This is a genomic window from Actinoplanes sp. NPDC051633 (assembly GCF_040681735.1).
Taxonomy (GTDB): domain Bacteria; phylum Actinomycetota; class Actinomycetes; order Mycobacteriales; family Micromonosporaceae; genus Actinoplanes.
This window is the reverse complement of sequence record NZ_JBFAZH010000961.1, coordinates 1-3,009: the sequence shown is the minus strand read 5'-3', so window position 1 is coordinate 3,009 and position 3,009 is coordinate 1. Positions and strand designations below refer to the sequence as shown.

3 protein-coding genes are annotated in these 3,009 nt (G+C 69.3%); all 3 read left to right on the top strand.

The window, feature by feature from the left end; translation table 11 throughout:
* Nucleotides 1-251 precede the first annotated feature (251 nt).
* The 3 genes from AB0M20_RS35205 (at nt 252) to AB0M20_RS35195 (ending at nt 3,002) form a co-directional block, all read left to right on the top strand.
* On the top strand, nt 252-980 hold the full coding sequence (locus AB0M20_RS35205) for an SGNH/GDSL hydrolase family protein (RefSeq protein ID WP_364304805.1): 729 nt from the start codon (nt 252-254) through the stop codon (nt 978-980).
* A 242-nt stretch (nt 981-1,222) separates the two neighbouring features.
* Nucleotides 1,223-1,504, top strand: coding sequence for a hypothetical protein (locus AB0M20_RS35200; protein WP_364304803.1), 282 nt, complete (start codon nt 1,223-1,225; stop codon nt 1,502-1,504).
* Nucleotides 1,505-1,562: 58 nt separating this feature from the next.
* On the top strand, nt 1,563-3,002 hold the full coding sequence (locus AB0M20_RS35195; RefSeq protein ID WP_364304801.1) for an Nramp family divalent metal transporter: 1,440 nt from the start codon (nt 1,563-1,565) through the stop codon (nt 3,000-3,002).
* Nucleotides 3,003-3,009 lie beyond the last annotated feature (7 nt).

Sequence of the window (3,009 nt, the reverse complement as noted above, 5' to 3'; positions counted from 1 at the left end):
TAGTCTTTTTATTTTGCATTTTAAGCCCTTTCTAGGACATATAATCATTCCACGTTTAAAATAAGCGACGACCGGCATTCCCGCGCCGACAGTCAGCTGCTCGCCGGGCTGGCCCGCCCTCCGCTCACCGCGACCACCGCCGTGGTCGCCTACGGCGGGCACAGCGATGCGGTGTGGCAGGCGATGGAGGGCCCTGCCTTCGACTGGCTCTCCGGCCGGCTGGCCCGGCCGATCACCTCGTGAATCGGTGGGTGGCTGCCACGGCTCTCGCCGCCTTGATGGTGGCCGGCTGCGGCACGCCGGCGCGGACCGTTTCCAGCGTGCCGGCGGCGCGGGTGGTCACCGTGGGCGACTCGGTTCCGGCCGGCACGGCCTGCGACTGCGAGCCCTTCCCCGACCTGTACGCGCGACGGATCGGTGCGGGGTCGGACAACTTGGCACAACCGGGCTTCACCTCGGCGGACGTGCGCGACCAGCTGCTCAACCAGGTGGGCGCGGCACCGGCACGGGCGGCGGTGGCGGCGGCCGACGTCGTCCTGGTCATGGCCGGCGCGAACGACGTGGCGGCCGTGTTCGACGCCGGCGGCGGGTCCTACACCGCGGTCGCGGACACCGTGCGGCGCAACGTCATCGCCGCCGTCGACACCGTTCACCGGCTGCGTCCCTCGGCGTCGGTGCTGATCTTCGGTTACTGGAACGTGGTCGAGGACGGCGACGTCGGCCGGGCGGACTACGGCGACGACGGTGTGGCCGAGGCCGCCTCGGCCACCGAAGCCTGCAACGACGCCCTGGCGCGGGCCGCCGCCTCGACCGGGGCGGTCTATGTGGACACCGCCGCGGCGTTCAAGGGCGACTCGGGCGAACGGGACCCGACCGCTCTGCTCACGCCGGACGGCGACCATCCCGACGCCGCCGGGCACGCCGCGCTGGCCGCGGCCGCCTACGCCGCGCTCCCCAGACCCCGGTCCTCGCCCGGCTGAACCGTCACACCCCACCGCCGGCGGCTTCATTCGCCGGTAGCGGCCCGCCGCCGGGCGTCAGACCGCCGGGGAATGAGAACCGAGCTGATCATGCGGCCGATCACGTGCGCGTTCGCCGCGCGCGTGGTCGGCCGGACGGCGCGTAGAGTTAGTCATGGATCGGTTGTCCCGTGGCCCGTGATCGTGGGGGCGGACGGTCGTTACTTCGCCACCAGCCACGACAGGAGATCGATGTGACGTATATGTCCGTGCCTACGGCAGCCCCATCAGCGTTGCGTGAGCCCCGCAAGACTCTCCGTGAGAAGGGTGCGGATAGTTTCAACGCGGCGCTCGCGGCGGCCCTGACCAACGGACTCTCGAGTGCTCTCGACGCGGGCGACCACACGCGGGCGGTCGACCTGATCAACCGCGGCTTCGCGGAGGGCACGCCCCAGCTGGGCTGCGATCTTCTCCGCCAGGCCATGACGGCCGTCGGCGGCGCCCGGACGTGGACCGTGCAGCTGGCCCCACTGCGCCCTCTGTGATGCTTGACACGCCTCGGTAGTCCCGGCCAGGGTTGAGGCTCCCGATCGAGGAGCTGCCGTGGCGACTTCCGATGATGTGACCAAGACGGCCGGTGTAGCGGCGGCCTTCCCCACTCGCCATCTTCCGGGTCCTGAGATCCGCGATATGCCGGACGCGCCGCCCAACTACTGGCGGCTGATCGGGCCGGGCATCATCGCCGCCGGCGTCGGCCTGGCCTCCGGCGAGTTCGTGCTGTTCCCGTACATCGCCTCACAGGTGGGGCTGGTCTTCGTGTGGGCCGCGCTGGTCGGGCTGATCACGCAGTACTTCCTCAACATGGAGATCGAGCGGTACACGCTGGCCACCGGTGAGACGGCGCTCACCGGCTTCAGCCGGTACTGGCGGCACTGGGGGCTGGTCTTCGCGATCCTCAGCTACTTCGCCAACCTGTGGCCGGGGTGGGTGACCAGCTCCGCCACGCTCACGACGTACATCTTCGGCGGCAACCGCACCATGATCGCCGTCGGCATGCTGGTGGCCATCGGGCTGGTTCTCACGCTGGCGCCGGTCGTCTACGTGGCCCTCGAGAGGGCGCAGATGGTGAAGGTCGCGGCGGTGCTGGCGCTCTTCGTCATCGGCGCGATCTTCGCGATCGGCGCGGCGGCGTGGAGCGACCTGCCGCAGGTCGTCACTCAGCCGCGCCTGCCGATCAACGAGCTGGGCTTCGCGTTGCTGCTCGGCGCGCTCGCCTTCGCCGGCGCCGGCGGCGGGCAGAACCTGGTGCAGTCGAACTGGATCCGGGACAAGGGCTTCGGCATGGGTACGTACGTCCCGCGGCTGGTCAGCCCGGTCACCGGCCGGCCCGAGGCGGCGCCGAGCACCGGTTACGCCTTCGAGCCGACGACGGAGAACCTGCGACGCTGGCGCGGCTGGTGGAAGTTCGCGAACGTCGAGCAGCTCACCACGTTCGTGCTGATCACCTTCCTGACGATCGTGTTCACCTCGCTGCTCGCGTACTCCACAGTGTTCGGACGTGAGGGCCTGGAGAACGGCATCGGGTTCCTCGAGATCGAGGGCCAGGTGCTGGCCGAACGGGTCGGCTCGTGGTTCCAGTACCTGTTCTGGATCATCGGCGCGTTCTCGCTGCTCGCCGCGGCGCTGGGCATCGTGGATTACACCAGCCGGCTGGCCGCCGACGTCATCAAGACCTCCTACGCCCGCAACGCCAACGAGAGCAAGGTGTACGCGGCGCTGGTGTGGGGCCTGGTCCTGATCGGCATCGTGGTGCTGGTCGCCGGCTTCAGCCAGCCGATCGTGCTGCTGGTGATCTCGGCGGTGGTGGGCGGCTTCATGATGTTCCTGTATTCCGGCCTGCTGATCCTGATCAACCGGCGGATCCTGCCCGAGCCGATCCGGATCCGGGGCGTCCGGCTCGGGGCCCTGATCTGGTCGTTCCTGCTGTTCGGCGTGCTGTCGGTGCTCACCTTCCAGGACCGGATCCGCCAACTCTTCGAGTGAGGTCACC